The sequence below is a fragment of the Escherichia sp. WS1152 genome, from assembly GCF_046487665.1.
Taxonomy (GTDB): Bacteria; Pseudomonadota; Gammaproteobacteria; order Enterobacterales; family Enterobacteriaceae; genus Escherichia; species Escherichia coli.
Map to the genome: position 1 here is coordinate 87345 of NZ_JBJQJA010000003.1, position 24447 is coordinate 111791.

A 24447-nucleotide genomic window follows, 5' to 3' on the forward strand; every position below is an offset into this window, starting at 1 on the left:
GAAGATAAGAAATTGAAAAAACTGAAACTGCATGGCTTTAATAATCTGACCAAAAGTCTGAGTTTTTGTATTTACGATATCTGCTACGCCAAAACTGCCGAAGAGCGCGACGGTTATATTGCTTATATCGATGAACTCTATAATGCCAACCGTCTGACCGAAATCCTGTCAGAAACCTGTTCCATTATCGGGGCTAATATTCTTAACATCGCCCGCCAGGATTACGAACCACAGGGTGCCAGCGTCACTATTCTGGTGAGTGAAGAACCGGTTGACCCGAAACTCATCGACAAAACAGAACACCCCGGCCCACTGCCAGAAACGGTCGTTGCCCATCTCGATAAAAGTCATATTTGCGTACATACCTACCCGGAAAGTCATCCTGAAGGCGGTTTATGTACCTTCCGCGCCGATATTGAAGTCTCTACCTGCGGCGTGATTTCTCCGCTGAAGGCGCTGAATTACCTGATCCACCAGCTTGAGTCCGATATCGTAACCATTGATTATCGCGTGCGCGGTTTTACTCGCGACATTAACGGTATGAAGCACTTTATCGACCATGAGATTAATTCGATTCAGAACTTTATGTCTGACGATATGAAGGCGCTGTATGACATGGTGGATGTGAACGTCTATCAGGAAAATATCTTCCATACCAAGATGTTGCTTAAAGAGTTCGACCTTAAGCACTACATGTTCCACACCAAACCGGAAGACTTAACCGACAGCGAGCGCCAGGAAATTACCGCTGCGCTGTGGAAAGAAATGCGCGAGATTTATTACGGGCGCAATATGCCAGCTGTTTAACGGCTCTGGCGGAGCTCCCAGGCTCCGCCAGATTTATTTACTTCTGCTGCACGAAATTGCGGTAAGCCGCCACGACCTGCAGAAAATCCTCAACGCCGCATAGCGACAGGCTTTCTTCGTCGTAGTAGTTCATCCCCTCTTCCATTTCATCGCCAGCGAATTCCAGTTGATTGGCGCGAACCATCACCTCTTCACCGTCCATCCACAGGGTGTATTCATGCCCTGCCCGTTGCCAGGACCGTTCGCTACCTTTCAGTGCGTGCGCTGCTTGTTCCACTTCATCAAGCAAGGCCAGGTTTTCTTTCACCTCTTCATTAAACCAGTGCCCGACCACTTCATGCCCCATGGACATACGCACCTTTACCACTCCGGTGGTATCGCGCAGAAATTCGTAATCCATAGTGTGTTCCTCTGCTCCCGGCAATGCGCCGAAATCGCATTGCGCCATTGATGTAATTATCGCAGCCTTACCGGAGAAAAACAGCGGAACGGCGATGGTTTAGAAATAAAAAATGCCCGGGAATCTCATTCACCGGGCATTGTGTCGTTTATGCGCAGCGCGTGCGCTGACTTTTTAAACTGCAGTCTGGAAAATCACACCATCGGCTTTTTCAGTGTACTGAGAAAGCTGGTTGAAGTTCAGGTAACGGTAAGTATCAACGGCAGTTTTATCCACCTGCGCCACGTAGGTCTGGTACTCTTCCGGCGTCGGTAGTTTGCCAATCAGCGCCGCAACAGCAGCCAGTTCCGCAGAAGCCAGGAAGACATTCGCGCCAGTCCCCAGACGGTTCGGGAAGTTACGGGTCGAGGTGGAAACCACCGTCGCGCCGTCTGCCACACGCGCCTGGTTACCCATACACAGGGAACAGCCCGGGATCTCGATACGAGCCCCGCTCTTACCGAAGACGCTGTAGTAGCCTTCTTCAGTCAACTGTGCGGCGTCCATACGGGTTGGCGGTGCCACCCACAGGCGGGTCGGCAACTGGCCTTTATGCGCATCCAGCAGTTTACCCGCAGCACGGAAGTGACCGATGTTGGTCATGCAGGAACCGATAAACACTTCGTCGATCTTCTCACCCTGTACCGCAGACAGCGGACGCGCGTCATCCGGGTCGTTCGGAGCACACAGGATTGGCTCTTTAATATCCGCCAGATCGATGTCGATCACTGCCGCGTATTCCGCATCTGCATCGGCTTCCAGCAGCTCAGGATTCGCCAGCCATTTTTCCATGCCCTGAATACGACGTTCCAGGGTACGACGATCGCCGTAACCTTCCGCGATCATCCACTTCAGCAGGACGATGTTAGAGTTCAGGTATTCGATGATCGGCTCTTTGTTCAGCTTGATGGTACAACCGGCAGCAGAACGCTCGGCGGACGCATCGGTCAGTTCAAATGCCTGCTCAACTTTCAGATCCGGCAGACCTTCAATTTCCAGAATGCGACCAGAGAAGATGTTTTTCTTGCCTTTCTTCTCAACGGTCAGCAGACCTTGTTTGATCGCATACAGCGGAATGGCGTGTACCAGATCGCGCAGGGTGATGCCCGGCTGCATTTTGCCTTTGAAGCGCACCAGAACGGATTCCGGCATATCCAGCGGCATTACGCCTGTTGCGGCTGCAAATGCCACCAGACCAGAACCCGCCGGGAAAGAGATACCGATCGGGAAACGGGTATGGGAGTCACCACCGGTACCGACGGTATCCGGCAGCAGCATACGGTTCAGCCAGGAGTGGATTACGCCGTCACCCGGACGCAGCGACACACCGCCACGGTTCATAATGAAGTCCGGCAGCGTGTGGTGCGTGTTCACGTCAACTGGCTTCGGATACGCCGCGGTGTGGCAGAAAGACTGCATCACCAGGTCAGCCGAGAAGCCCAGGCACGCCAGGTCTTTCAGTTCATCACGGGTCATCGGGCCTGTGGTGTCCTGAGAGCCTACAGAAGTCATTTTCGGTTCACAGTACGCGCCCGGACGAATGCCTTTCACGCCACAGGCACGGCCTACCATTTTTTGCGCCAGCGAGAAGCCGCGATCGCTCTCAGCGACATCTTTCGCCTGACGGAACACATCACTGTGCGGCAGACCAAGTGCTTCACGCGCTTTGGTGGTCAGGCCACGCCCGATAATCAGCGGAATACGGCCACCCGCACGCACTTCATCAATCAGCACGTCGGTTTTCAGTTCGAAGGTTGCCAGCAGTTCGCCTGTTTCGTGGTTACGCACTTCGCCTTTGTACGGATAAACGTCAATTACGTCGCCCATGTTCAGGTTAGAGACGTCCACTTCAATTGGCAGTGCCCCCGCATCTTCCATCGTGTTAAAGAAGATTGGTGCAATTTTACCGCCGAGGCACAAACCACCGCCGCGTTTGTTCGGCACATGTGGAATATCATCGCCCATAAACCACAGAACGGAGTTCGTGGCGGATTTACGCGAAGACCCCGTACCCACAACGTCACCGACATATGCCAGCGGGAAACCTTTCTGTTGCAGAGCTTCAATCTGTTTGATCGGGCCAACAACACCTGGCTGGTCTGGCTCAATACCTTCACGGGCGTTTTTCAGCATCGCCAGCGCGTGCAGTGGGATATCCGGGCGCGACCACGCATCCGGTGCCGGAGAAAGGTCATCGGTGTTGGTTTCGCCAGTGACTTTGAAGACGGTAACGGTCAGTTTTTCAGCCAGCGCCGGGCGATTCAGGAACCATTCGGCATCCGCCCAGGACTGCATTACCTGCTTCGCATATTCGTTGCCTGCTTTCGCTTTCTCTTCTACGTCATAGAAGTTATCGAACATCAGCAGTGTGTGAGAAAGTGCTTTGGCAGCGATCGGTGCCAGTTTGGCATCATCCAGCGCGTCGATCAACGGATGAATGTTGTAACCACCCTGCATGGTGCCCAGCAGTTCGATGGCTTTTTCCGGAGTCAGCAGAGGGGATTTGGCTTCGCCTTTAGCGATAGCAGCCAGGAAGCCTGCTTTGACATAGGCGGCTTCATCGACGCCAGGGGGAACACGGTTGGTTAATAGATCTAACAGGAATTCTTCTTCGCCCGCGGGCGGGTTTTTCAGCAGCTCTACAAGTGCGGCCATTTGGTTTGCATCCAGGGGTTTGGGCGCAATCCCCTCAGCGGCACGCTCAGCTACGTGCTTACGGTATTCTTCTAGCACGACGGTTCTCCTCGCTCTCATTGTCATAGTGCGGCAGGCGATTCTCTTCACGCTCCTGTGAGACAGCAGTTTGTAGGGTAAATGCCCAGTACCGCAACGGGCAGAATAGCAGGATTTTGACGATGTGTTAATCTGTTTACAAAAAAGCAACATGAAAAAGTGGCTGAATCGTTAAGGATGGTCTAGAGATTGTTTCCCTCCGTAAAAACTTCGTTAATTCGCATAGTGATAATCACCTTTCTCAACGAATCCCAAGATTAGTCAAAATTTAAACTACCGCCTCTTTATACTCAGATTTACAGCACCTGCGGGTGGCAGTTCGCCGACCATTGCGATTTCCTTGAGATCCGAATTATGAAAATGACTTTGCCGTTTAAACCCCATGTGCTGGCACTAATTTGCAGTGCCGGGCTTTGTGCCGCCTCTGCCGGGCTATATATAAAAAGCCGCACAGTGGAAGCGCCTGTGGAACCGCTATCGACACAACTGGCTGTGTCTGACGCTGCCGCGGTTACGCTTCCTGCAACGGTTTCCGCACCGCCCGTAACACCCGCCGTCGTTAAATCCGCATTCAGCACTGCACAAATAGATCAATGGGTCGCGCCCGTCGCGCTATACCCCGACTCTCTGCTTTCACAAGTGTTAATGGCATCAACCTATCCGGCAAACGTTGCTCAAGCAGTGCAATGGTCGCACGATAATCCACTTAAACAAGGCGATGCTGCTATTCAGGCGGTATCTGACCAGCCGTGGGACGCCAGCGTTAAATCACTGGTGGCCTTTCCACAATTGATGGCGTTGATGGGCGAAAACCCGCAATGGGTGCAAAACCTGGGCGATGCTTTTCTGGCGCAGCCGCAGGACGTGATGGACTCGGTACAGCGATTGCGGCAACTGGCGCAACAAACCGGCTCGCTGAAGTCATCAACCGAACAGAAAGTTATTACCACAACGAAGAAAACTGTACCGGTAACACAGACAGTCACGGCTCCCGTCATACCATCCAATACCGTTTCAACTGCCAACCCCGTCATTACAGAGCCGGCAACAACAGTCATTTCCATTGAGCCCGCCAATCCTGATGTAGTCTATATTCCCAACTACAACCCAACCGTGGTTTACGGGAACTGGGCCAATACTGCGTATCCGCCGGTTTATCTGCCACCACCAGCCGGAGAACCGTTTGTTGACAGCTTTGTGCGCGGATTCGGCTATAGCATGGGCGTTGCTACCACGTACGCACTATTCAGCAGCATCGACTGGGATGACGACGATCATGACCATCATCATGACGATGATTATCATCACCACGATGGCGGTCATCGTGACGGTAATGGCTGGCAACACAACGGCGACAACATCAATATCGACGTCAACAATTTCAACCGTATCACCGGTGAGCATCTTACTGATAAGAATATGGCATGGCGGCACAATCCAAACTACCGTAATGGTGTGCCCTATCATGATCAGGATATGGCAAAGCGGTTTCATCAAACTGATGTCAACGGCGGAATGAGTGCCACGCAGCTACCTGCTCCAACACGCGACAGCCAGCGTCAGGCGGCAGCAAGTCAGTTTCAGCAACGAACACACGCCGCCCCCGTCATTACACGAGATACCCAACGTCAGGCAGCGGCACAGCGGTTTAATGAAGCTGAACACTATGGGAGCTATGACGACTTCCGCGACTTCAGCCGTCGCCAACCACTGACCCAGCAACAAAAGGACGCCGCTCGTCAGCGTTATCAGTCAGCTTCTCCTGAGCAGCGCCAGGCAGTTCACGAGAAAATGCAGACTAACCCGCAGAACCAGCAGCGAAGAGAGGCAGCGCGTGAGCGCATTCAGCCCGCCTCGCCTGAGCAGCGCCAGGTAGTCCGCGAGAAAATGCAGACTAACCCACAGATCCAGCAGCGAAGAGACGCAGCGCGTGAGCGTATTCAGTCAGCCTCGCCTGAGCAGCGCCAGGTGTTTAAGGAAAAAGTACAGCAGCGCCCACTGAACCCACAGCAACGTGATAACGCCCGCCAGCGTGTTCAATCAGCATCACCTGAACAACGTCAGGTTTTTCGGGAGAAAGTTCAGGAGAGCCGCCCACAACGTCTAAACGACAGTAACCATACTGCCAGGCTGAATAACGAGCAACGGTCAGCAGTACGCGAACGTCTCTCTGAGCGCGGAGCAAGAAGACTGGAAAGGTAAATTACAGACGTAAAAAAAGCGGCGTGGTTAGCCGCTTTTTTAATTGCCGGATGTTCCGGCAAACGAAAAATTACTTCTTCTTCGCTTTCGGGTTCGGCAGGTCGGTAATGCTACCTTCGAACACTTCTGCCGCCAGGCCCACAGACTCGTGCAGAGTCGGGTGCGCGTGGATGGTCAGTGCGATGTCTTCAGCATCACAACCCATTTCGATTGCCAGGCCGATTTCACCCAGCAGCTCGCCGCCGTTAGTACCGACAATCGCACCACCGATCACACGGTGAGATTCTTTGTCGAAAATCAGCTTGGTCATACCGTCTGCGCAGTCGGAAGCGATAGCACGACCAGAAGCAGCCCACGGGAAGGTGGCGGTTTCGTAGCTGATGCCTTTCTCTTTCGCTTCTTTCTCAGTCAGACCTACCCATGCAACTTCTGGTTCGGTATAGGCGATGGACGGGATAACTTTCGGATCGAAGTAGTGTTTCTTACCGGCGATAACTTCAGCGGCGACGTGACCTTCGTGAACACCTTTGTGTGCCAGCATCGGCTGACCGACAATATCGCCGATAGCAAAGATGTGCGGTACGTTGGTACGCAGCTGTTTGTCAACGCGGATGAAACCACGGTCGTCCACTTCCACGCCAGCTTTGCCTGCGTCGAGGTTTTTACCGTTCGGCACACGACCAATCGCTACCAGCACGGCGTCGTAACGCTGCGGTTCAGCTGGTGCTTTTTTGCCTTCCATCGTCACATAAATGCCGTCTTCTTTCGCTTCAACGGCGGTAACTTTGGTTTCCAGCATCAGGTTGAATTTCTTGCTGATACGCTTGGTGAAGACTTTAACGATGTCTTTGTCAGCTGCCGGGATAACCTGGTCGAACATTTCAACCACGTCAATCTGTGAACCCAGAGCGTGGTATACGGTGCCCATTTCCAGACCGATGATACCGCCACCCATTACCAGCAGGCGTTCTGGTACTTCTTTCAGTTCCAGAGCGTCAGTGGAGTCCCAGATACGCGGATCTTCATGCGGAATAAACGGCAGTTGGATCGGGCGAGAACCCGCTGCAATGATCGCGTTGTCGAAGTTGATCACAGTTTTGCCGTTCTCACCTTCAACTTCCAGGGTGTTAGCCCCGGTGAATTTACCCAGACCGTTGACCACTTTGACTTTGCGGCCTTTCGCCATACCAGCCAGACCACCGGTCAGCTGATTGATCACTTTCTCTTTCCAGGTACGAATCTTGTCGATATCGGTTTTCGGTTCGCCGAAGACGATACCGTGTTCAGCCAGCGCTTTGGCTTCTTCGATAACTTTTGCTACGTGCAGCAGTGCTTTAGAAGGGATACAGCCAACGTTCAGGCAAACACCGCCAAGGGTGTTGTAACGTTCTACGATTACGGTTTCCAGACCTAAATCAGCGCAACGGAAGGCAGCGGAGTAACCTGCGGGGCCTGCCCCAAGTACCACGACCTGAGTTTTGATTTCAGTACTCATCATGACCTCTATATATTTATCTCCGGCGGGTCTGACGTTTTTTTTATGACGCCCATTATCCACCGGGTCGTTCTATCCGTCGGTATTTTACAAAATTGTTAACAATTTTTAAACAACAAACGGCAACCGATTTGTCTATTCGCTAATAACCTCAATACATTCATGAGATTACCAGAAAAAAGCCGGCCGTTGGGCCGGCTCTTTTACTTACATCACCAGACGGCGAATGTCAGACAGCGTGTTGTTAATGATGGTAATGAAACGGGCACCATCAGCACCGTCGATCACGCGGTGGTCGAAAGAGAGAGAAATCGGCAGCATCAGACGCGGCACGAACTCTTTACCATTCCACACCGGCTCCATCGCGGACTTGGAAACGCCGAGGATAGCCACTTCCGGCGCGTTCACAATCGGCGCGAAGTGGGTAGTACCCAGGCCGCCGATGCTGGAGATGGTGAAGCAACCGCCCTGCATTTCGCCCGCAGTCAACTTACCGTCACGCGCTTTCTTAGAAATAGTCATCAGCTCGCGAGACAGCTCGATGATGCCTTTCTTGTTGACGTCTTTGAATACCGGAACAACCAGACCGTTCGGGGTATCCACCGCCACACCGATGTTGATGTATTTCTTCAGGGTCAGACGCTGACCGTCTTCCGACAGCGAACTGTTGAAGCGAGGCATCTGCTCAAGAGCTGCAGCAACGGCTTTCATGATGAAGACAACCGGGGTTATCTTCACATCCAGCTTACGTTTCGCCGCTTCTTCGTTCTGCTGTTTACGGAACGCTTCCAGCTCGGTGATATCGGTTTTGTCGAAGTGAGTAACATGCGGGATCATCACCCAGTTACGGCTCAGGTTCGCACCAGAGATTTTCTGGATGCGGCCCAGTTCCACTTCTTCGATTTCACCAAACTTGCTGAAGTCCACCTTCGGCCACGGCAGCATGCCTGGGATACCGCCGCCAGTCGCTGCCGGAGCTGCTTCTGCACGTTTGATAGCTTCTTTCACGTAAGCCTGAACGTCTTCGCGCAGGATACGACCTTTACGGCCAGTGCCCTTCACTTTCGCAAGGTTAACGCCAAACTCGCGTGCCAGACGGCGGATCAGCGGAGTCGCGTGAACATAAGCGTCGTTTTCAGCAAATTCAGATTTGCCTTCGGCTTTTGCAGCCGGAGCTGCTGCCGGGGCTTCAGCTTTTGCTGCCGGTGCCGGCGCTGCCGCTTCCTGTTTCGCAGGAGCTGCCGCAGGCGCTGCGCCTTCAACTTCGAAGATCATAATCAGCGAGCCAGTTTTCACTTTATCGCCAACGTTGACTTTCAGTTCCTTCACGACGCCTGCAAACGGAGCCGGAACTTCCATAGAAGCTTTGTCGCCTTCTACGGTAATCAGTGACTGTTCAGCGGCAACTTTGTCGCCCACTTTCACCATCACTTCGGTCACTTCAACTTCGTCACCGCCGATATCCGGAACGTTAACTTCTTTCACGCCAGCTGCTGGTGCAGGGGCCGCTGCCGGAGCCGCTTCCTGTTTAGCCGCCGGAGCTGCCGCGCCTGCTTCACCCGCGACTTCGAAGACCATAATCAGCGAGCCGGTAGACACTTTGTCGCCGGTGTTCACTTTGATTTCTTTCACGGTGCCTGCAAACGGAGCCGGAACTTCCATAGAAGCTTTATCGCCTTCTACGGTGATCAGCGACTGCTCAGCTTCAACTTTGTCGCCAACTTTCACCAGGATTTCGGTCACTTCAACTTCGTCGCTGCCGATATCCGGAACGTTAACGTCTTTTGCCGCGGCAGCCGCGGGTGCTGCTGCCGGAGCTGCTTCTTTCTTCTCTTCTGCCTGAGCAGGTGCAGCGTCTGCTGCACCGTCGGCGGAATCGAAAATCATAATCAGTGCGCCGGTCTGGGTTTTATCGCCAACAGAGACTTTGATCTCTTTAACAATACCCGCCTGCGGAGACGGAACTTCCATAGAGGCTTTGTCGCCTTCTACGGTGATCAGCGACTGTTCGGCTTCAACTTTGTCGCCCACTTTGACCAGGATCTCGGTGATTTCAACTTCATCAGCCCCGATGTCCGGTACTTTGATTTCGATAGCCATTATTCTTTTACCTCTTACGCCAGACGCGGGTTAACTTTATCTGCATCGATGTTGAATTTGGCGATTGCGTCAGCAACCACTTTCTTATCGATTTCGCCACGTTTAGCCAGTTCGCCCAGCGCCGCAACCACGACATAAGAAGCATCAACTTCGAAGTGGTGACGCAGGTTCTCACGGCTGTCGGAACGACCGAAGCCATCAGTACCCAGTACGCGGTAGTCGTCAGCCGGTACGTAAGTACGGACCTGCTCAGCGAACAGTTTCATATAGTCGGTAGATGCCACTGCCGGAGCGTCGTTCATCACCTGCGCGATATACGGAACGCGCGGAGTTTCCAGTGGGTGCAGCATGTTCCAGCGTTCACAATCCTGACCATCACGCGCCAGCTCGGTGAAGGAGGTCACGCTATAAACGTCAGAACCTACGCCGTAATCTTTCGCCAGGATCTCTGCCGCTTCACGGACGTGACGCAGGATAGAACCGGAGCCCAGCAGCTGAACTTTACCTTTGCTACCTTCAATGGTTTCGAGTTTGTAGATACCTTTACGGATACCTTCCTCAGCACCTTCCGGCATTGCCGGCATGTGGTAGTTTTCGTTCAGCGTGGTGATGTAGTAGTAAACGTTCTCTTGTTTTTCACCGTACATACGCTCCAGACCGTCATGCATAATGACAGCAACTTCGTAAGCGTAAGCCGGGTCGTAAGAGATACAGTTCGGAATAGTCAGCGACTGAATATGGCTGTGACCATCTTCGTGCTGCAGACCTTCACCGTTCAGGGTGGTACGACCGGAAGTACCGCCGATCAGGAAGCCACGCGCTTGCTGGTCGCCAGCCGCCCAGCACAGATCGCCGATACGCTGGAAGCCGAACATCGAGTAATAGATGTAGAACGGAATCATCGGCAGATTGTTGGTGCTGTAAGAGGTCGCCGCTGCCAGCCAGGAACAACCTGCGCCCAGCTCGTTGATCCCTTCCTGCAGAATCTGACCTTTCTCGTCTTCTTTATAGTAAGCAACCTGCTCGCGGTCCTGCGGGGTGTACTGCTGACCGTTCGGGCTGTAAATACCAATCTGACGGAACAGACCTTCCATACCGAAAGTACGCGCTTCGTCGGCGATGATCGGTACCAGACGATCTTTGATCGACTTGTTCTTCAGCATCACGTTCAGGGCACGAACGAAAGCGATAGTGGTAGAGATCTCTTTGCTTTGCTCTTCCAGCAGCGCGCCGAAGTCTTGCAGGCTCGGCAGCTCAAGCTTCTCGGTGAAGTTCGGCTGACGGCTTGGCAGATAACCGTGCAGTTTCTGACGCTGTGCGTGCAGATAGGTATGCTCTTCAGAACCTTCCGGGAAGGTGATGTACGGCAGTTTTTCGATATCTGCATCAGACACCGGCACATTGAAACGGTCGCGGATGTGACGCACGCCGTCCATGTTCATTTTCTTAACCTGGTGCGCGATGTTTTTACCTTCAGCCGCGTCGCCCATGCCGTAACCTTTAATGGTATGAGCAAGGATTACTGTCGCTTTGCCTTTGGTTTCCTGCGCTTTCTTGAATGCAGCGTAGATTTTCTTCGGATCGTGACCACCACGGTTCAGTGCCCAGATCTGCTCGTCAGTCCAGTCTGCAACCAGTGCTGCGGTTTCAGGATATTTACCGAAGAAGTGTTCACGAACGTACGCACCATCTTTCGATTTGAAGGTCTGGTAGTCGCCGTCAACGGTTTCGTTCATCAGCTGGATCAGTTTACCGCTGGTATCTTTACGCAGCAGTTCATCCCAACGGCTACCCCACATCACTTTGATCACGTTCCAGCCAGCACCTTCGAAGATGCCTTCCAGTTCGTTGATGATCTTGCCGTTACCGGTGACCGGGCCGTCAAGACGCTGCAGGTTACAGTTGATAACGAAGACCAGGTTATCCAGTTTTTCACGGGTAGCGATGGTGATCGCACCTTTGGATTCCGGTTCGTCCATTTCACCGTCGCCGAGGAACGCGTAAACGGTTTGTTTAGAGGTATCTTTCAGGCCACGGTGTTCCAGATATTTCAGGAATTTAGCCTGGTAAATAGCACCAATCGGACCCAGACCCATAGATACGGTCGGGAACTGCCAGAATTCCGGCATCAGTTTCGGGTGCGGATAGGAAGAGAGGCCATTGCCGTGAACTTCCTGACGGAAGTTATCCAGCTGCTCCTGAGTCAGACGACCTTCCAGGAAAGCACGTGCGTATACGCCCGGGGAGATGTGGCCCTGGAAGTAAACCAGGTCGCCGCCATCCTGCTCGTTGCGTGCACGGAAGAAGTGGTTAAAGCACACATCATAAATGGTCGCGGAAGACTGGAAGGACGCCATGTGGCCGCCCAGTTCGAGGTCTTTTTTCGACGCACGCAGAACCGTCATGATGGCGTTCCAGCGGATAGCTGAACGAATACGGCGTTCCAGTTCCAGATTACCCGGATACTCCGGTTGTTCTTCAACGGGGATGGTGTTGATGTAGTTGCTGATACCGGTGCCTGCGGCTACGTTGACACCGCCTTTGCGGGCTTCAGCAAGCAGTTGGTCGATCAGATACTGAGCACGCTCAACACCTTCTTCACGGATGACCGATTCGATCGCCTGGAGCCAGTCGCGAGTTTCGATCGGATCCACGTCATTTGGGAAACGTTCTGACATGGGTTATTCCTTATCTATCTAATAACGTTGAGTTTTCTGGAACCTGTCCCATTGAACTCTCGCCGGAAAGCTCAATAAGACAGGTTCTACGTTTAGTTGCCGCGCTTTTATATGCGCTTGATTTACAACATCTTCTGGATAATTTTTACCAGAAAAATCACTAATTCTTTCGTTGCTCCAGACGACGCAGAGAACGCTCACGGCGGCTTTCTTCACGGCTTCTGTCGAGCAAAATTTCTTCGATAAAGGCCAGATGGCGATGCGATGCTTCGCGCGCTTCTTCCGGCTTACCGGCCATAATCGCTTCAAATATGCGGGTGCGGTGACTACTCACCAGCGGCAGCATCTCGCGACGCGAATAGAGCAATTCGAAGTTCTGGCGGACATTCTGGGCCAACATCGGCTCCATACACCTTAGCAGATGAAGCAGAACCACATTGTGGGCCGCTTCGGTGACGGCAATCTGATACTGGAGTACGGCGTTTGATTCCGCGTCCAGATCGCCAGACTGCTGCGCCAGTTCTATGGCGTGGTGGAGTTCACGGATGCGTTCCTTGTCTTCATCGGTACTACGCAGCGCGGCGTAATAAGCGGCGATACCTTCCAGGGCGTGTCGTGTTTCGAGCAAGTCATACTGTGATTCAGGATGGTCGGAGAGCAGCTCCACCAGCGGATCGCTGAAGCTTTGCCATAGGCTGCTCTGGACAAAAGTGCCGCCACCCTGGCGACGAAGCAACAAGCCCTTCGCTTCGAGACGTTGAATCGCCTCACGCAATGAGGGACGGGAGACGTCAAACTGTTTTGCCAGTTCGCGTTCCGGTGGGAGTTTTTCGCCCGGGCGGAGAGTGCCTTCGAGGATCAAAAACTCCAGTTGCTGCTCAATCACATCGGAGAGTTTTGGTTGGCGGATTTTGCTGTAGGCCATGAGTTCCTGTCTTAAGCCACTTGCCGAAGTCAATTGGTCTTACCAATTTCATGTCTGTGACGCTAAAGTAACAAAGTATTCACCTTATGTCCATACAGGTTTTGATTGAAATCATGAAACTGTGCACATTTTAACAACTTGACATATATAACGTTTCAAAGTTGTAACTATGCACAAATGTAGACTTTACGTAGGAAAGGGATTTTTTAACGATTATTAAACTATAAAAATCCGAATTGAACCGATTCACTTACCAATTTTGTGATTTTTAATTCAATTAAAACGAATTTAAATTCATTCTGCATATTGAGAGGGGTTGAGGCTGAGCTTTACAAACGGTTTCTTTTTAAGCAACTCATCTTCAACCATGCATAAAGCGGGTGCATTCGCTGCCGCATACCATTATTCTTGATCTGACGGAAGTCTTTTTGTAACAATTCAAACTTCTTTGATGTAAACAAATTAATACAACAAACGGAATTGCAAACTTACACACGCATCACTGCGTAGATCAAAAAAACAATCACCGCACGAGGTTTCATGATGGAAGGTCAACAGCACGGCGAGCAGCTAAAGCGCGGCCTTAAAAACCGCCATATTCAGCTTATCGCGCTGGGTGGCGCGATAGGGACAGGACTATTCCTGGGTAGCGCCTCCGTAATACAGTCCGCAGGGCCAGGAATTATCCTGGGATACGCCATTGCTGGTTTTATCGCCTTTCTGATCATGCGTCAGCTGGGTGAAATGGTGGTCGAAGAACCTGTCGCAGGCTCCTTTAGCCACTTTGCTTATAAATACTGGGGCAGTTTTGCCGGTTTCGCCTCTGGCTGGAACTACTGGGTACTGTACGTTTTAGTTGCCATGGCAGAGCTGACTGCTGTGGGTAAATACATTCAGTTCTGGTATCCGGAAATCCCAACCTGGGTTTCTGCCGCCGTGTTCTTTGTGGTGATTAACGCCATCAACCTGACCAACGTAAAAGTGTTTGGTGAGATGGAGTTCTGGTTTGCCATTATCAAAGTTATTGCGGTAGTAGCGATGATCATCTTCGGCGGCTGGCTGCTGTTCAGTGGTAACGGCGGTCCGCAGGCAAGCGTTAGCAACCTGTGGGATCAGGGCGGTTTCCTGCCGCACGGCTTCACCGGGCTGGTGATGATGATGGCGATTATCATGTTCTCGTTCGGTGGTCTGGAACTGGTGGGGATCACCGCAGCAGAAGCTGATAACCCGGAGCAAAGTATCCCGAAAGCGACTAACCAGGTTATCTACCGCATCCTGATTTTCTATATTGGTTCGTTAGCCGTTCTGCTCTCACTGATGCCGTGGACCCGCGTTACCGCCGATACCAGTCCGTTTGTGCTGATCTTCCACGAGTTAGGCGATACCTTTGTGGCGAATGCGCTGAACATCGTGGTACTGACTGCGGCGCTCTCCGTGTACAACAGCTGCGTATATTGCAACAGCCGTATGCTGTTTGGTCTGGCACAACAGGGTAATGCGCCAAAAGCGCTGGCGTCTGTCGATAAACGCGGCGTACCGGTTAACACCATTCTGGTGTCTGCGCTGGTTACAGCATTGTGCGTATTGATTAACTATCTTGCTCCGGAATCCGCATTTGGCCTGTTAATGGCACTGGTGGTATCCGCACTGGTGATCAACTGGGCGATGATCAGTCTGGCGCATATGAAGTTCCGTCGCGCCAAGCAGGAACAAGGCGTGGTAACTCGCTTCCCTGCTCTGCTTTATCCGCTGGGTAACTGGATCTGCCTGCTGTTTATGGCGGCGGTACTGGTGATTATGCTGATGACCCCAGGAATGGCGATTTCGGTATACCTGATCCCGGTATGGCTGATCGTGTTAGGTATCGGCTATCTGTTTAAAGAGAAAACCGCCAAAGCCGTAAAAGCGCATTAATCTCTCTACGCCCTCACCCGTACAGGGTGAGGGCAATAATCTTTACACCAACGCCCCGTAAATCGTCAGTAGCGCAATCACCACCACGACCACGAACGAGGTTTTCTTCGCCATTGAAACCGCTGCCTTCGGCGTCTCCACCTTATCGACATGCGGTTCACGCGCCAGAGAGAACTGCGCCAGACGCGTTAATACCTGATATTGCGAAGTATGGAAATCACCCAGCGAAGCAAACCAGGCCGGTAACGCTTTCTCACCATGACCGATCAAGGCATATACCACACCCGCAAGACGAACCGGCACCCAATCCAGTACATGAAGCACGGCATCAATGCCGGACTGTAAACGATGATGCGGCGTCTGGTATCGCGCCAGCCAGTATTGCCATGCACGCAAGAACGCATACCCCATCAGCGTAACGGGTCCCCAGGTTCCCCCCACAATCAGCCAGAACAGCGGTGCAAGATAAAAACGAAAGTTAATCCACAGCAATGCATTTTGCAGCTCACGCAAATACTCACGTTCGTCGCAGCCTGCCGGGACGCCGTGAATCATGGTGAGTTCGCCAGCCATCGTGGCACGGGCATGGCTATCATTACGTGAAGCAGCTGTCAGATAAGCATGATAATGAAGACGAACTTTACCTGCGCCAATACACAGCAAACCAATCAGCAGCCACACCAGCAGCGTGGGAACGTTGAACAATACTCCCTGCAATGCGCGTAACAGTAAAAAAGTCACGCCCATCGCAATAATGGTCATGCCTAACGTGCGCCCGAGAGAAAAATGTTTCACCCGCCGAAAGAACGCTTCAAGACGATGATCAAGCTGCCAGTGCTCGCCCAACTTAAACAGGCGCTCGAAAATTAACACCAGTAAGGTTGTAAATAGCGTCATGTTGTCTCCTTGCTGACCAGCGCACGAAACCGTGCCCAATCAAATGCAGGACCGGGATCGGTTTTCCGATCCGGCGCAATATCACAATGGCCCGTCATGTTTTTAGCGATATCCGGATAGCAATCAATCAGTGCCCGCGTAACCGCCGCAAGCTGTTGATACTGCGCATCGGTATACGCCAGCGTATCGGTGCCTTCAAGCTCAATCCCAATAGAAAAATCATTGCAGCGTTCGCGCCCCTGATACTGAGAGACTCCCGCATGCCAGGCACGTTTATCGAAAGGAACATACTGGACTATTTCACCATCACGGCGAATCAAACAGTGAGCGGAGACGCGCAAATGGGCGATCTCAGCAAAGAAAGGATGTGCCTGCGGATCAATAGTTCCAGTGAATAATGCGTCGATCCACGGACCGCCAAACTCGCCTGGCGGCAGGCTAATATTGTGCACCACCAGCAGGGTGGGTGTTTCGTCATCCGGGCGGCAATCGTAATGTGGTGAGGGAACGCGGCGCGCGCCAACCAGCCACCCCTGTTCTAACAACATGCAGGATCTCCTTATATGTGGTGCTAATACCCGGTTCAGAGTAGCATGTTTCTACCTTATGATTCGTTAGCTATCTGGAGTTTTAACATGCCGCCTCGCCGCTACAACCCTGACACCCGACGTGACGAGCTGCTGGAACGCATTAATCTCGATATCCCCGGCGCGGTGGCCCAGGCGCTGCGGGAAGATTTAGGCGGAACAGTCGATGCCAACAATGACATTACGGCAAAACTTTTACCGGAAAATTCTCGCTCTCATGCCACGGTGATCACCCGCGAGAATGGCGTATTTTGCGGCAAACGCTGGGTTGAAGAGGTGTTTATTCAACTGGCAGGCGACGATGTCACCATAATCTGGCATGTGGATGACGGCGATGTCATCAACGCCAATCAACCCTTGTTCGAACTTGAAGGCCCATCCCGCGTGCTGTTAACGGGCGAACGCACTGCGCTTAATTTTGTGCAAACCCTTTCAGGAGTTGCCAGTAAGGTACGCCACTATGTCGAATTACTGGAAGGCACCAACACGCAGTTGTTGGATACGCGTAAAACCTTACCCGGTCTGCGTTCAGCGCTGAAATACGCGGTACTTTGCGGCGGCGGAGCGAATCACCGTCTGGGGCTTTCTGATGCCTTCCTGATCAAAGAAAACCATATTATTGCCTCCGGCTCAGTGCGCCAGGCCGTCGAAAAAGCGTCCTGGCTGCACCCGGATGCGCCAGTAGAAGTCGAAGTAGAGAATCTGGAAGAACTTGATGAAGCCCTGAAAGCAGGAGCCGATATCATCATGCTGGATAACTTCGAAACAGAACAGATGCGCGAAGCCGTCAAACGCACCAACGGCAAGGCGCTACTGGAAGTGTCTGGCAACGTCACTGACAAAACACTGCGCGAATTTGCCGAAACGGGCGTGGACTTTATCTCCGTCGGTGCGCTAACTAAGCACGTACAGGCACTCGACCTTTCAATGCGTTTTCGCTAGTTGCTGACAGATTTATCCGCTCCATAGTGGGCGGATAATCTCCCCTTCCCCAACCTTCTTCGTAACGCCTCGCAAATTTCTTGTCTTTCGCTGCAACGAAATAAAAAACCTCGGAAGCAGCTTTCCCGTTTCGTTTTTTGCCCCTCGCCTGTGCTGATGGCGTTTGCCAAAGTAGCACCAACCAAATCAAGGAGCGAAACAGATGGACAAGCAACGCGGTTTTACACTTATCGAACTGATGGTGGTTATTGGCATCATTGCCATTTTAAGCGCCATTGGTATTCCCGCTTATCAAAACTACCTGCGCAAAGCCGCACTCACCGACATGCTACAAACCTTTGTGCCTTACCGTACCGCCGTAGAGTTGTGCGCGCTGGAACATGGTGGATTAGATACCTGCGACGGTGGCAGCAATGGCATTCCCTCGCCTACCACCACCCGCTATGTTTCAGCCATGAGTGTGGCAAAAGGCGTGGTGTCGCTGACCGGGCAAGAAAGTCTCAATGGGCTAAGCGTCGTCATGACGCCGGGTTGGGATAACGCAAACGGCGTCACCGGCTGGACGCGCAACTGCAATATTCAAAATGACAGCGCATTGCAGCAAGCCTGCGAAGATGTCTTCCGCTTTGATGACGCCAACTAAGGAGCGGCAATGAATATTCCACAGCTCACGGCCCTGTGTCTGCGTTATCAGGGAGTCTTGCTGGATGCCAGCGAAGAAGTGGTTCATGTTGCGGTGGTCGATGCCCCCTCACATGAGTTGCTGGACGCATTGCATTTCGCTACCACCAAACGTATTGAGATCACCTGCTGGACGCGCCAACAAATGGAAGGTCACGCCAGTCGCACACAACAGACATTGCCCGTAGCTGTTCAGGAGAAGCATCAGCCCAAAGCAGAGTTGCTGACTCGAACGTTACAATCTGCGCTGGAACAACGCGCGTCTGATATTCATATCGAACCAGCGGACAATGCCTACCGCATCCGCTTGCGTATCGACGGCGTATTGCATCCTTTACCGGATGTTTCACCGGATGCCGGAGTCGCATTAACCGCCAGATTAAAAGTGCTGGGAAACCTGGATATTGCGGAACATCGCCTGCCGCAGGACGGGCAATTCACTGTCGAACTGGCAGGAAAAGCCGTCTCATTTCGTATTGCGACCTTACCATGTCGGGGTGGTGAAAAGGTGGTATTAAGGTTGTTACAGCAGGTGAGCCAGGCACTGGATGTTAACACGCTGGGAATGCAGCCGTTACAACTGGCGGACTTTGCTCATGCCTTGCAACAACCGCAGGGACTGGTGCTGGTAACTGGCCCTACAGGCAGCGGCAAAACGGTCACGCTTTATAGTGCCCTGCAAAAGCTGAATACCGCTGACATTAATATTTGTAGCGTCGAAGATCCGGTTGAGATCCCCATAGCCGGACTAAACCAGACGCAAATTCATCCGCGTGCCGGACTCACCTTTCAGGGCGTTTTGCGTGCGTTATTGCGCCAGGATCCTGACGTCATTATGATCGGAGAGATCCGCGATGGCGAAACGGCAGAAATTGCCATTAAAGCCGCGCAAACCGGTCACCTGGTGTTGTCCACGCTACACACCAATTCCACCACTGAAACGCTGGTACGTTTACAGCAAATGGGGGTCGCCCGCTGGATGCTATCATCGGCGCTTACGCTGGTAATAGCCCAGCGTCTGGTACGCAAACTTTGCCCACATTGTCGCCGCCAGCAAGGGGAGCCCATCCATATTCCAGTCAATGTATGGCCGTCGCCGCTGCCCCACTGGCAGGCACCCGGTTGTGTACATTGCTACCACGGTTTTTATGGTCGTACGGCCTTATTTGAAGTTCTGCCCATAACGCCGGTCATTCGTCAGCTTATTTCCGCTAATACCGACGTTGAATCGCTGGAAACGCACGCACGACAGGCGGGTATGTGTACGCTTTTTGAAAACGGCTGCCTGGCCGTGGAGCAAGGCTTAACCACCTTTGAAGAGTTAATCCGCGTACTGGGGATGCCGCATGGCGAGTAAGCAACTCTGGCGCTGGCATGGCATAACCGGCGACGGCAATGCGCAAGATGGGATGCTATGGGCAGAGAGCCGTGCTTTGCTGCTCATGGCACTACAGCAACAGATGGTTACCCCACTTAGCCTGAAGCGAATCGCCATCAATTCTGCGCAGTGGCGAGGAGATAAAAGCGCGGAAGTCATTCATCAACTGGCGACGCTACTCAAAGCCGGGTTAACGCTTTCTGAAGGGCTGGCACTGCTGGCGGAACAGCATCCCAGTAAGCAATGGCAAGCGTTGCTGCAATCGCTGGCGCACGATCTCGAACAGGGCATTGCTTTTTCCAATGCCTTATTACCCTGGTCAGAGGTATTTCCGCCACTCTATCAGGCGATGATCCGCACGGGTGAACTGACCGGTAAGCTGGATGAATGCTGCTTTGAACTGGCGCGTCAGCAAAAAGCCCAGCGTCAGTTGACCGACAAAGTGAAATCAGCGTTACGTTATCCCATCATCATTTTAGCGATGGCAATCATGGTGGTTGTGGCAATGCTGCATTTTGTTCTGCCGGAGTTTGCCGCTATCTATAAGACCTTCAACACCCCACTACCGGCACTAACGCAGGGGATCATGACGCTGGCAGACTTTAGTGGCGAATGGAGCTGGCTGCTGGTGTTGTTCGGCTTTCTGCTGGCGATAGCCAATAAGTTGCTGATGCGCCGACCGACCTGGCTTATAGTGCGGCAGAAATTGCTGTTACGCATCCCGATTATGGGTTCACTGATGCGGGGACAAAAACTCACGCAGATTTTTACGATTCTGGCGCTGACACAAAGTGCAGGCATTACTTTTTTGCAGGGCGTAGAGAGCGTCAGAGAAACAATGCGCTGCCCGTACTGGGTGCAACTTCTGACACAAATCCAGCACGATATCAGTAACGGTCATCCCATCTGGCTGGCGCTAAAAAATACCGGGGAGTTTAGCCCGCTCTGTTTGCAATTAGTGAGAACAGGAGAGGCATCCGGCTCGCTGGACCTCATGTTAGACAACCTCGCCCATCATCATCGGGATAACACAATGGCGCTGGCGGATAACCTCGCAGCCTTACTGGAACCGGCGTTGCTGATCATAACGGGAGGAATTATCGGTACGCTGGTGGTGGCGATGTATCTGCCAATTTTCCATTTAGGCGATGCGATGAGTGGGATGGGATAACGCTGGCGTGTTGCTCCACACCAGCGTTGGAAGATTACAGGTTGTTGAAGATGCGGTTTTCTTGTTCCTGCACACGGATAAATGTGGTGCGCTTGGTCAGTTCTTTCAGGCGTGAAGCCCCAACGTATGTACAAGCTGAACGCAGGCCGCCCAAAATATCACGCGCGGTATTTTCAACCGGGCCTCGCAGCGGCAGCTTAACGGTTTTACCTTCTGCTGCGCGATATTCCGCAACGCCGCCAACGTGACGTTTCATCGCAGACTCGGAGCTCATGCCGTAGAACAGCATAAATTTCTCGCCGTTCTCCTCAACGATGCGACCGCCGCTCTCTTCGTGGCCCGCCAGCATGCCGCCAAGCATGACGAAATCGGCACCGCCGCCAAAGGCTTTTGCGACATCGCCCGGCGTGGTGCAGCCACCGTCGCTGACGATCATTCCGCCCAGACCGTGCGCCGCATCGGCACATTCGATTACCGCAGAAAGCTGCGGATAACCGACGCCTGTTTTGACGCGAGTTGTACAAACAGAACCTGGGCCAATGCCAACTTTAACGATATCAGCACCGGAGAGGATAAGCTCCTCACACATTTCACCAGTCACTACGTTGCCAGCACAAATGGTTTTGGTCGGCCACGCTTCACGCGCTTTCGCAACGAACTGCACGAAGTGTTCGGAATAACCATTCGCCACATCAATACAAACGAAGTTTAATGCCGGGTTCAGGTCGAGAATCTGTTTAGTTTTTTCGAAATCCGCATCAGACGTACCGGTAGAAACCATCACATGTTTCAGCACATCAGCGGAAGAATTGTTGATAAACGCTTGCCACTCTTCGACAGAATAGTGTTTATGCACAGCAGTCAAAATATCAAAAGAAGCCAGCGCAGAGGCCATAGAAAATGTACCTACGGTGTCCATATTTGCGGCGATAATCGGCACGCCGGACCAGCTCTGACCTGAATGTTTGAAGGTGAATTGACGTTCCAGTTCAACATCGGAACGGCTTTTAAGAGTGGAGCGTTTAGGGCGGATGAGAACGTCTTTAAAACCTAACTTCAGATCTTCTTCAATACGCATGTGCGGATTCCTGGGGTTAATGGCTATAAGGGTAAGAGCGCAACTCCAGTGACGCTATCATACGCACTAATCAATGCGGCGCAAGACTGCGAAATTGTCTTTTTTTACGCTACAATCCCATAAATTTACCTGGTAAATAGTGAGCGAACGTTTCATCAATTTCGCTTTCGTGCACTCATTTTTAACGTTTTGATAATCATGATGAATTCCCGGGAATATAAATTATGAGGTATATAGTTGCCTTAACGGGAGGCATTGGCAGTGGCAAGAGTACCGTTGCCAATGCGTTTGCTGATCTCGGAATTAACGTCATTGATGCCGATATTATTGCGCGTCAGGTGGTTGAACCAGGTGCACCTGCGCTACATGCCATTGCTGATCACTTTGGCGCTAACATGATTGCTGCTGATGGAACATTGCAGCGCCGGGCCTTGCGCGAGCGGATCTTCGCCAACCCGGAAGAGAAAAACTGGCTTAACGCCCTGCTGCATCCGCTGATTCAGCAAGAGACGCAACACCAGATCCAGCAAGCTACTTCCCCCTATGTACTGTGGGTTGTGCCATTGCTGGTAGAAAACTCACTGTATAAAAAAGCGAATCGAGTGCTGGTGGTGGATGTCAGCCCAGAAACGCAACTTAAGCGCACCATGCAGCGCGATGATGTAACTCGCGAGCATGTCGAACAAATCCTTGCTGCTCAGGCAACGCGCGAAGCCCGCCTTGCCGTGGCAGATGACGTCATTGATAATAACGGCGCACCGGATGCTATCGCATCGGATGTTGCCCGCCTGCACGCACACTATTTGCAGCTTGCGTCGCAGTTTGTCTCACAGGAAAAACCGTAATGCAGACCCAGGTCCTTTTTGAACATCCACTAAATGAAAAAATGCGTACATGGCTGCGCATTGAGTTTTTGATTCAGCAACTCACCGTTAATTTACCCATCGTTGACCACGCTGGCGCGCTGCATTTCTTCCGTAATGTTAGTGAATTACTGGATGTTTTCGAGCGCGGCGAAGTCCGCACTGAGCTGTTGAAAGAACTTGACCGGCAGCAACGTAAACTCCAGACCTGGATTGGCGTGCCTGGCGTGGACCAGAGCCGTATTGAAGCATTAATTCAGCAGTTAAAAGCGGCGGGGAGCGTATTAATTTCCGCGCCGCGTATCGGGCAATTTCTGCGTGAAGATCGTTTGATTGCTCTGGTGCGTCAGCGACTGAGCATCCCAGGCGGCTGTTGCAGCTTTGATTTACCTACATTGCACATTTGGCTGCATCTACCCCAGGCGCAGCGCGACAGCCAGGTAGAAACCTGGATTGCCAGCCTGAACCCGCTCACCCAGGCACTTACCATGGTGCTGGATTTAATTCGCCAGTCGGCCCCCTTCCGTAAACAAACCAGCCTGAATGGTTTTTATCAGGATAACGGTGGCGATGCCGACTTGCTGCGCCTGAATCTGTCGCTCGATTCACAGCTTTATCCGCAAATTTCCGGACATAAGAGCCGTTTTGCCATTCGTTTTATGCCGCTGGACACTGAAAACGGACAGGTACCGGAACGTCTGGATTTCGAACTGGCCTGTTGCTAAGGAGTAAAAATGTCAGAAACTATTACGGTGAATTGCCCAACCTGCGGGAAAACGGTGGTGTGGGGTGAAATCAGCCCGTTTCGGCCATTTTGCTCCAAACGTTGTCAGCTGATCGACCTCGGAGAATGGGCTGCTGAAGAAAAACGAATCCCCAGCAGTGGCGATCTTTCCGAAAGCGATGACTGGAGCGAAGAACCAAAGCAGTGACATTTGTCTGATGCCGCACGTAGGCCTGATAAGACGCGGACAGCGTCGCATCAGGCATCGTGTGCAAATGTCGGATGCGGCGTGAACGCCTTATCCGACCTACAAAAAAAATTTATCAATGAGTTAGAAATCCCTTTAGGCCTGATAAGACGCGCCAGCGTCGCATCAGGCATCGTGTGCGAATGTCGGATGCGGCGAAAACGCCTTATCTGATCTACAGACGTTTAAGCTTCGCAATTACCGGTTCATTGGCTGGCGGAAAATCATCGGCATTAAGACCGACTAGCGACATCCACTCACCGGGTTGCCCTTCTTTACCCCACGGCTCCCCTTCCCAGCTTTCGACCAGCCAGAACCACAGAGTTATATGCCTGTCCGGGAATTCATATTCCAGTTTTTCAAATAGCGAAAAATGTTGTGGGGTAATCCCGACTTCTTCCTGAAGTTCACGCACCACCGCCTGTTCCGGCGTTTCGCCCATTTCAATTTTACCGCCGGGAAACTCCAGTTTATTCGCCATGTGCGCATCTGCTGCGCGACGCGTTATAAAGATTTCATTGTTCTCGTTGCGAATAATACCTACCGCAATTTGCAGCTTTTTCATTGTCTTAAACCTATAAAAAAG

The 24447-nt window shown here is 52.2% G+C and carries 21 protein-coding genes; 10 read left to right on the plus strand and 11 right to left on the minus strand.

Going from position 1 to position 24447, the window contains the following annotated elements:
* Positions 1-12 precede the first annotated feature (12 nt).
* The gene (gene speD, locus ACJHW7_RS06650; RefSeq protein WP_000734287.1) at positions 13-807 is read left to right on the plus strand and encodes an adenosylmethionine decarboxylase; all 795 of its coding nucleotides are present in this window, start codon (positions 13-15) and stop codon (positions 805-807) included.
* Positions 808-844: 37 nt separating this feature from the next.
* Here speD and yacL read toward each other — a convergent pair whose 3' ends face one another.
* Positions 845-1207, minus strand: coding sequence for a protein YacL (yacL, locus tag ACJHW7_RS06655; protein ID WP_021556413.1), 363 nt, complete (start codon positions 1205-1207; stop codon positions 845-847).
* Between the two features lie 174 nt (positions 1208-1381).
* The gene (acnB, locus tag ACJHW7_RS06660) at positions 1382-3979 is read right to left on the minus strand and encodes a bifunctional aconitate hydratase 2/2-methylisocitrate dehydratase (protein ID WP_001307570.1); all 2598 of its coding nucleotides are present in this window, start codon (positions 3977-3979) and stop codon (positions 1382-1384) included.
* A 354-nt stretch (positions 3980-4333) separates the two neighbouring features.
* Between acnB and ACJHW7_RS06665 the strand changes: the two genes are divergently transcribed.
* On the plus strand, positions 4334-6181 hold the full coding sequence (locus tag ACJHW7_RS06665) for a DUF3300 domain-containing protein (protein ID WP_000784425.1): 1848 nt from the start codon (positions 4334-4336) through the stop codon (positions 6179-6181).
* A 70-nt stretch (positions 6182-6251) separates the two neighbouring features.
* Here ACJHW7_RS06665 and lpdA read toward each other — a convergent pair whose 3' ends face one another.
* The 4 genes from lpdA to pdhR form a co-directional block, all read right to left on the minus strand.
* Positions 6252-7676 carry a dihydrolipoyl dehydrogenase gene (gene lpdA / locus ACJHW7_RS06670; protein ID WP_000102485.1) on the minus strand — a complete coding sequence of 475 codons (1425 nt, stop codon included), beginning with the start codon at positions 7674-7676 and terminating at the stop codon, positions 6252-6254.
* 207 nt (positions 7677-7883) lie between these two features.
* On the minus strand, positions 7884-9776 hold the full coding sequence (aceF, locus tag ACJHW7_RS06675) for a pyruvate dehydrogenase complex dihydrolipoyllysine-residue acetyltransferase (protein WP_000963497.1): 1893 nt from the start codon (positions 9774-9776) through the stop codon (positions 7884-7886).
* Between the two features lie 14 nt (positions 9777-9790).
* A complete protein-coding gene (gene aceE, locus ACJHW7_RS06680) occupies positions 9791-12454 on the minus strand; it encodes a pyruvate dehydrogenase (acetyl-transferring), homodimeric type (RefSeq protein ID WP_000003820.1) in 2664 nt (887 codons plus the stop codon).
* A gap of 160 nt (positions 12455-12614) precedes the next feature.
* Positions 12615-13379: a pyruvate dehydrogenase complex transcriptional repressor PdhR gene (pdhR, locus tag ACJHW7_RS06685; protein WP_000331776.1), complete on the minus strand. Its 765-nt coding sequence runs from the start codon at positions 13377-13379 to the stop codon at positions 12615-12617.
* A 540-nt stretch (positions 13380-13919) separates the two neighbouring features.
* Here pdhR and aroP point away from each other — a divergent pair.
* The gene (gene aroP, locus ACJHW7_RS06690) at positions 13920-15293 is read left to right on the plus strand and encodes an aromatic amino acid transporter AroP (protein WP_000969912.1); all 1374 of its coding nucleotides are present in this window, start codon (positions 13920-13922) and stop codon (positions 15291-15293) included.
* 42 nt (positions 15294-15335) lie between these two features.
* On the opposite strand, the gene ampE is transcribed toward aroP, so the two are convergent.
* On the minus strand, positions 15336-16190 hold the full coding sequence (gene ampE / locus ACJHW7_RS06695; protein WP_000172005.1) for a beta-lactamase regulator AmpE: 855 nt from the start codon (positions 16188-16190) through the stop codon (positions 15336-15338).
* Positions 16187-16738, minus strand: coding sequence for a 1,6-anhydro-N-acetylmuramyl-L-alanine amidase AmpD (ampD, locus tag ACJHW7_RS06700; RefSeq protein WP_000923720.1), 552 nt, complete (start codon positions 16736-16738; stop codon positions 16187-16189). The genes ampE and ampD overlap by 4 nt, the downstream gene beginning before the upstream one ends.
* An 87-nt stretch (positions 16739-16825) precedes the next feature.
* Here ampD and nadC point away from each other — a divergent pair, with 87 nt between their 5' ends.
* The 4 genes from nadC to hofC all read left to right on the plus strand — a co-directional run bounded on the left by nadC (position 16826) and on the right by hofC (position 20949).
* Complete coding sequence (gene nadC / locus ACJHW7_RS06705) at positions 16826-17719, plus strand: carboxylating nicotinate-nucleotide diphosphorylase (RefSeq protein ID WP_001135168.1); 894 nt, start codon at positions 16826-16828, stop codon at positions 17717-17719.
* Positions 17720-17921: 202 nt separating this feature from the next.
* A complete protein-coding gene (ppdD, locus tag ACJHW7_RS06710) occupies positions 17922-18362 on the plus strand; it encodes a prepilin peptidase-dependent pilin (RefSeq protein WP_000360901.1) in 441 nt (146 codons plus the stop codon).
* 9 nt (positions 18363-18371) lie between these two features.
* Positions 18372-19757, plus strand: a complete 1386-nt coding sequence (gspE, locus tag ACJHW7_RS06715; protein WP_040234494.1) for a type II secretion system protein GspE — start codon at positions 18372-18374, stop codon at positions 19755-19757.
* Positions 19747-20949 (plus strand): protein transport protein HofC, encoded by a 1203-nt coding sequence (gene hofC / locus ACJHW7_RS06720; RefSeq protein ID WP_000157234.1) that lies wholly within the window; start codon positions 19747-19749, stop codon positions 20947-20949. The genes gspE and hofC overlap by 11 nt, the downstream gene beginning before the upstream one ends.
* A 34-nt stretch (positions 20950-20983) precedes the next feature.
* Here hofC and guaC read toward each other — a convergent pair whose 3' ends face one another.
* The gene (gene guaC / locus ACJHW7_RS06725) at positions 20984-22027 is read right to left on the minus strand and encodes a GMP reductase (protein WP_001217338.1); all 1044 of its coding nucleotides are present in this window, start codon (positions 22025-22027) and stop codon (positions 20984-20986) included.
* Between the two features lie 155 nt (positions 22028-22182).
* The gene (locus tag ACJHW7_RS06730) at positions 22183-22227 is read right to left on the minus strand and encodes a protein YacM (RefSeq protein ID WP_120795372.1); all 45 of its coding nucleotides are present in this window, start codon (positions 22225-22227) and stop codon (positions 22183-22185) included.
* 24 nt (positions 22228-22251) lie between these two features.
* Here ACJHW7_RS06730 and coaE point away from each other — a divergent pair, with 24 nt between their 5' ends.
* Genes coaE through yacG form a run of 3 tightly spaced genes read left to right on the plus strand, consistent with a single transcriptional unit; the run spans position 22252 to position 23822 of the window.
* On the plus strand, positions 22252-22872 hold the full coding sequence (gene coaE / locus ACJHW7_RS06735) for a dephospho-CoA kinase (RefSeq protein WP_001269520.1): 621 nt from the start codon (positions 22252-22254) through the stop codon (positions 22870-22872).
* Complete coding sequence (zapD, locus tag ACJHW7_RS06740; protein WP_001194734.1) at positions 22872-23615, plus strand: cell division protein ZapD; 744 nt, start codon at positions 22872-22874, stop codon at positions 23613-23615. The genes coaE and zapD overlap by 1 nt, the downstream gene beginning before the upstream one ends.
* 9 nt (positions 23616-23624) lie before the next feature.
* Positions 23625-23822 carry a DNA gyrase inhibitor YacG gene (gene yacG, locus ACJHW7_RS06745; protein ID WP_000005042.1) on the plus strand — a complete coding sequence of 66 codons (198 nt, stop codon included), beginning with the start codon at positions 23625-23627 and terminating at the stop codon, positions 23820-23822.
* Between the two features lie 214 nt (positions 23823-24036).
* On the opposite strand, the gene mutT is transcribed toward yacG, so the two are convergent.
* The gene (mutT, locus tag ACJHW7_RS06750; protein ID WP_000736013.1) at positions 24037-24426 is read right to left on the minus strand and encodes an 8-oxo-dGTP diphosphatase MutT; all 390 of its coding nucleotides are present in this window, start codon (positions 24424-24426) and stop codon (positions 24037-24039) included.
* Between the last annotated feature and the right edge of the window lie 21 nt (positions 24427-24447).